General features: G+C 73.8%; 4 protein-coding genes and 1 tRNA gene. 3 read left to right on the top strand and 2 right to left on the bottom strand.

Translation table 11 applies throughout. The features are described from left to right. Positions 1 to 367 precede the first annotated feature (367 nt). From RIF68_RS25940 to RIF68_RS25950, 3 genes are all read left to right on the top strand, one after another. Positions 368 to 2,287 carry a hypothetical protein gene (locus tag RIF68_RS25940; protein WP_309053720.1) on the top strand — a complete coding sequence of 640 codons (1,920 nt, stop codon included), beginning with the start codon at positions 368 to 370 and terminating at the stop codon, positions 2,285 to 2,287. A 227-nt stretch (positions 2,288 to 2,514) separates the two neighbouring features. Next, positions 2,515 to 3,975 carry a N,N-dimethylformamidase beta subunit family domain-containing protein gene (locus RIF68_RS25945; protein ID WP_309053721.1) on the top strand — a complete coding sequence of 487 codons (1,461 nt, stop codon included), beginning with the start codon at positions 2,515 to 2,517 and terminating at the stop codon, positions 3,973 to 3,975. Between the two features lie 147 nt (positions 3,976 to 4,122). Next, a complete protein-coding gene (locus RIF68_RS25950) occupies positions 4,123 to 5,022 on the top strand; it encodes a phosphoribosylaminoimidazolesuccinocarboxamide synthase (protein WP_309053722.1) in 900 nt (299 codons plus the stop codon). Between the two features lie 51 nt (positions 5,023 to 5,073). Here the strand turns inward: RIF68_RS25950 and RIF68_RS25955 are convergent. After that, positions 5,074 to 5,149, bottom strand: a tRNA-Gly gene (locus RIF68_RS25955). A 22-nt stretch (positions 5,150 to 5,171) separates the two neighbouring features. Beyond that, the coding region (locus tag RIF68_RS25960) for a LuxR C-terminal-related transcriptional regulator (RefSeq protein ID WP_309053723.1) at positions 5,172 to 5,438 on the bottom strand (267 nt) is incomplete at its 5' end.

A 5,438-nucleotide genomic window follows, 5' to 3' on the forward strand; every position in this document is an offset into this window, starting at 1 on the left:
CAGGCGCGCGAGCGTGCCTACGCGGCGGTCGGCCGCATCCGTCTTGACGGCGCGCAGCACCGTACGGACATCGCGCGGAAGGCCGCGGAGGACGCCGGGAGCACCGGAGTCTGAGCGGCAGAGGCGCCGGTCGTGCGGCGGAGAGGCAGTGAACCGCACGACGGCGCCACCGTCATCACCTTTGCCCAAAGCCATTCCATCGAGTGACGGCTCGGCCATACGGATGACGCTCGCCGACACCCCAACTAGGGTGCGGCGGAGGCGTCCGGCACTTGGCCCACCGGCATTGCGATGTCAGTGACGGGTGCCACAGTGGGGGAGTGAGCAACACCGCCACGGGCAGTCCCGACGAGGGCAGGAGGGGGTGATGTACGGCGTGTCCGGTACCGGTTCCGGCCTCGGCCACGGCGAGGAGTGGGGCGCGCGCGCCGCGCGCTCCCGGGCGCTCGCCGTCCTGCGCGTGCGCGGCAGGGCCCTCGGCCTCGCCGTGCTCCCCGCCGCCGTCGCCGTCGTCCTCCACGCGGGCGGGGGCGCCGGCCTCCTCACGGGTACGGGCTGGGACACCGCCCGTGCCGTGACGACCGTCCTCGCCGTCGTGGTCCTGTTCGCCGCCGCCGCCGTCGCGCTGGTCGTCGCCCGGGCCCGCCCCGCCGTCACGCCCACGGTGGAGCTGTCCGAGAAGGCGGCCCCCGATCTGTACCGGCTGGTGCGCGAGCTGGCCGACCGGCTCGGTGTCCCCCCGCCCTCCGCCATAGCGCTGACGCCCGACTGCGACAGCTGGCTGGAGGACCGTGCGCACCGGGCCCACCGCGCCCGTCCCTCCGCGCGTTCCGGCGCGGACCGGGGCGCCGGCCGCGCGTCGACGGCGCCCGTGCTCGTCATCGGCTCGCCGTTCCTCTGGTGGATGCGTGTGGGCGAGCTCCGCGCGGTCCTCGCCCCCGTCGTCGCCGGCACGGGACCGGCGGCCCACCCGGACATAGCCGCCGCCCGCCGCTTCGTGCGCGGGCTCGACGCGGCGGTGGCGGTGCCGCGCCGCACCGACCTCGATCCGCTGCGCCGTCTCGGTGCCCGCGCGGTCGGGCAGGTCGCCCGGATCCTGCTGCGGGGCTGCCGGGGGCACGCGGCCGAGATGGAGCGCGGGGTGGCCGCCGCCGGCTCCGAGCGGGCCCAGACCGTCGACTACGGGATACGGATCGTGGCGCAGGAGCAGGTCGGCCTGGCGTACGCGGGCTGGGACCGGCTCCTGACCCGGGTGGCGCTGCCCGCCTGGCGGATGGGCCGCTGGCCCGCCCGGCTCGACGCGGGCGTGGTCTCCGCCCTCACCGAACTCTCCCGCCGCGACCGGCTCGCCGAGGGCTACGCGGCGCGGCTGGGCGAGCGCCCGGCCTGCGACCTCCTGGAGGAGCCGGGCGCCGTCGACGAGGCCACCTCCCTGCTGGCCGCCCGCCTTTTCCACGGAGGCCCCGCCGAGACGGGCCCTGACTGGCGCCCGGTGGAGTGGAGCCGGTACCCGGAGGAGGTCGTGGACCGGAAGTGGCGTACGGACGCGGCACGTCTGCACGAGGTCCTGGACCGCATGGGCGTCGCGGAACCCGCGCCCGGCGGGGTGCGGACCGCCGCGGGCCCGACACTGACCCGGGTGATCGCGCACCTGACCCTTCCCGCCGGCCCGGACACCGGGCCGGTCCCGGGCGGGCCCGTGGAGCCCGCACCGGCCGGTCCGGCCCGCACCGGAGCGCCCGTGGCCACGACCACCGCACCGGCCGCTCCCGCCACGAAGGCGCCCGGCCTCGACGCGGACGCCGTTTTCCCGGAGGACGAGGATCCCGTCGTGAACGCGGCGGCCGAGGCCCTGGCCGGGGCCCTCACCGCGCATCTCGCGCGGGAGGAGGCGGACCGGGAGGCACGGGCGGCCTCCGCCGCCGCCCGCCGCGAGGACGGGCGCGACGGAGGGGCCACCGGGGGAACCGGCTCCGCCGACTCTCCCGTGATCGTCGGCGGCCCCGACGGCCCGCTGCCGCTCTGTCCGATCGAGCCGCCCCGTACCGGCCGTGACCTGCTCGCCGACCATGTGACGGCGATGGTGTGCTGCGCGGCCGTGGACACGGCGGAGGCCGCCCCCGGTCTCGACTGGCTCGACGGCCCGACGCTGCTCGTCGGAGGTGAACGCGCGGCCGACCTCGGTCCCCGCGTCCTGGCCCTGGTCGAGGACGGCGATCCCGAGCCCTTGCGGGCCTGGCTCACGACGACCGGGGTTCGTGCGGAGAAGCCCGTCCGGCTCGTCTGAGGCTTTCGTCGCCCGTCCGATCCACCGGAAGATTTCCGGAGGCAGGGCTTCCACTCTCGTCAATTCACGACGAACGGTGACGGAGTGCGTGCGTTATGTGATGTGCTGGAGACCGTCACTGACAGAGACGGACGCGACGGGGTTTCCCCCGCGGTCCACAGCCATTCACACCACAGGCACCGACCAGCCGAAGCAGCCGACCGGGGGAGTCGAGGGAGGGGCGCAGCATGGGGGCGGATCAGATCAGGCGATGGGAGTCGGGAGCGCTCGCGCACGCCGTCAGCGATCCCTTCGGCCAGGGCCCGCTGCCCTGGCTGCGCGGCTCGGAGAACTACTTCGACGACACGGGCCAGCTCGTGCCCTGGTACGCCGACGAGACACTCGCCGGCGGAGGCGGCCGCGGTCCGCGCACCGCCGACGACGTGCGGCGCCAGATCAAGGGCTTCGCCTCGGACGGTGCCGTCGCGCCGGGCGAGTCGATCGATTTCCACATCACGGTGGACCCGCCGCAACAGTTCTCGGTCGACATCTACCGGATCGGTCACTACGGCGGTCACGGTGCCGCCAAGATCACTACGAGCCCCCGGCTCTCCGGGATCGTCCAGCCGGCCCCGCTCACCGCCGACCGCACCGTCTCCTGCCACCACTGGTGGCAGTCGTGGCGCCTCCAGGTCCCCTCGTACTGGTCGATCGGGGCGTACGTCGCCGTCCTCACCACCGCCGACGGCCACCGCTCGCACATCCCCTTCACCGTCCGGGACAGCCATCCGGCGGACCTGCTGCTCGTCCTGCCGGACGTGACCTGGCAGGCGTACAACCTCTACCCGGAGGACGGGCGGACGGGCGCGAGCCTGTACCACGCCTGGGACGAGGAGGGCCGGCTGCTCGGCGAGGAGGACGCGGCCGTCACCGTCTCCTTCGACCGTCCCTACGCGGGCGCGGGCCTGCCGCTGCACGTGGGGCACGCGTACGACTTCATCCGCTGGGCGGAGCGGTACGGATACGACCTGGCGTACGCCGAGACGCGCGACCTGCACGCGGGGCGGGTCGATCCGACGAAGTACCGGGGCCTGGTCTTCCCCGGGCACGACGAGTACTGGTCGGTGCCGATGCGCCGGACCGTCGAGCAGGCCCGGGAGCAGGGGACCTCGCTGGTCTTCCTCTCGGCCAACACCATGTACTGGCAGGTGGAGCTGGGCCCGTCCCCGTCCGGGGTGCCGGACCGGCTGCTGACCTGCCGGAAGCGCCGGGGTCCCGGCCGCCCCGCGCTCTGGCGCGAGGTCGACCGGCCCGAGCAGCAGCTCCTCGGCATCCAGTACGCGGGCCGGGTGCCCGAACCGCACCCGCTGGTCGTACGGAACGCCGGGCACTGGCTCTGGGAGGCCACCGGAGCCGGGGAGGGCGACGAGCTGCCGGGTCTGGTCGCGGGCGAGGCCGACCGCTACTTCCCGCGTACGCCGCTGCCCGAGCACGAGGGCCGCATGCTGCTCGCCCACTCGCCCTACCGGGACGGCGAGGGCGCGCTGCGCCACCAGGAGACCTCGCTGTACCGGGCGCCGTCGGGCGCGTGGGTGTTCGCCTCGGGGACCTTCGCCTGGTCGCCGGCGCTGGACCGGCCGGGCCATGTCGACGCCCGTGTCCAGCGCGCCACCGCCAACCTCCTCGACCGGATCTGTAAGAGGGACTGACCGGGACCGACCGTGCTCGACCTGGAGGGATCGAGTGCGACAGGCTCCGACGGGTGTCCGATCGGAACCGACCGGGCCCGCCCGCCGACGGCTCGTTCCGGTGCGAGAGAATCGATGCGCTCCTGGATCAACCTACGCGGAGGAACCGTGTCCGGATTCGTAGAAAAGCCCGAGCCTGTTCAGGTCCCGGGTCTGACCCATCTCCACACGGGCAAGGTCCGCGACCTTTACCGCAACGAGGACGGCGACCTCGTGATGGTGGCGAGCGACCGCCTGTCCGCGTACGACTGGGTGCTGCCCACCGAGATCCCCGACAAGGGCCGGGTCCTCACGCAGCTGTCCCTCTGGTGGTTCGACCGGCTGTCCGACCTGGTGCCGCACCACGTCCTGTCCACCGAGCTGCCCGCCGGCGCCCCCGCCGACTGGGCGGGCCGCACCCTGATCTGCTCCTCGCTGAACATGGTTCCGGTCGAGTGCGTGGCCCGCGGCTACCTCACCGGTTCGGGCCTCGTCGAGTACAACGAGTCCCGTACGGTCTGCGGCGTCGCGCTGCCCGAGGGGCTCGGCGACGGGTCCGAGCTGCCCGCTCCGATCTTCACCCCGGCCACCAAGGCCGCCGTCGGCGACCACGACGAGAACGTCTCGTACGAGGAGGTCGCCCGCCAGGTCGGCGCCGAGACGGCCGCCATGCTGCGCCAGGTCACCCTCGCCGTGTACTCCCGCGCCCGGGACATCGCCCGCGAGCGGGGCATCATCCTCGCCGACACCAAGTTCGAGTTCGGCTTCCGCGGGGAGCACCTGGTGCTCGCCGACGAGGTCCTCACCCCGGACTCCTCGCGCTTCTGGCCGGCCGACCAGTGGCAGCCGGGCCGCGCCCAGCCCTCGTACGACAAGCAGTTCGTCCGCGACTGGCTGACCTCCCCGGCCTCCGGCTGGGACCGCCGGAGCGAGCAGCCGCCGCCGGCCCTCCCGCAGGAGGTCGTGGACGCCACCCGCGCCAAGTACATCGACGCGTACGAGCTCCTCACCGGCACCACCTGGAGCTGAGCGGCACGGACACGAGAAAGCCCCCGGTCGGATCGACCGGGGGCTTCTTCATGGAGCGGACGACGAGATTCGAACTCGCGACCCTCACCTTGGCAAGGTGATGCTCTACCAACTGAGCCACGTCCGCATGCGCCGTAGCGCGGAAACCACTATACCCAACCTTTGGAGCGCGCGAGGCGCACCGCCGTGTGCCGGTTCTCGGCGCCGAGTTTCGCGGCGGCGGAGGACAGGTAGTTGCGGACGGTGCCGGGGGAGAGAGAGGCGCGCCGGGCGATCTCCGAGACCGGTGCCCCGTCGGCGGCGCACTCCAGGACCTCGGCCTCCCGCGCGGTCAGCGGGGAGTCCCCGGCGGCGATGGCGTCGGCCGCCAACTCCGGGTCCACGTAACGGTTTCCGGCGTGGACGGTACGGATGAG

Origin of the sequence: Streptomyces sp. (assembly GCF_031178505.1) — a bacterium.
GTDB lineage: Bacteria > Actinomycetota > Actinomycetes > Streptomycetales > Streptomycetaceae > Streptomyces > Streptomyces gulbargensis.

Bases quoted from the DNA above. Each gene is read 5' to 3' on its own strand.
- RIF68_RS25945 (WP_309053721.1), top strand. From the start codon at position 2,515: ATGGGGGCGGATCAGATCAGGCGATGGGAGTCGGGAGCGCTCGCGCAC.
- RIF68_RS25940 (WP_309053720.1), top strand. From the start codon at position 368: ATGTACGGCGTGTCCGGTACCGGTTCCGGCCTCGGCCACGGCGAGGAG.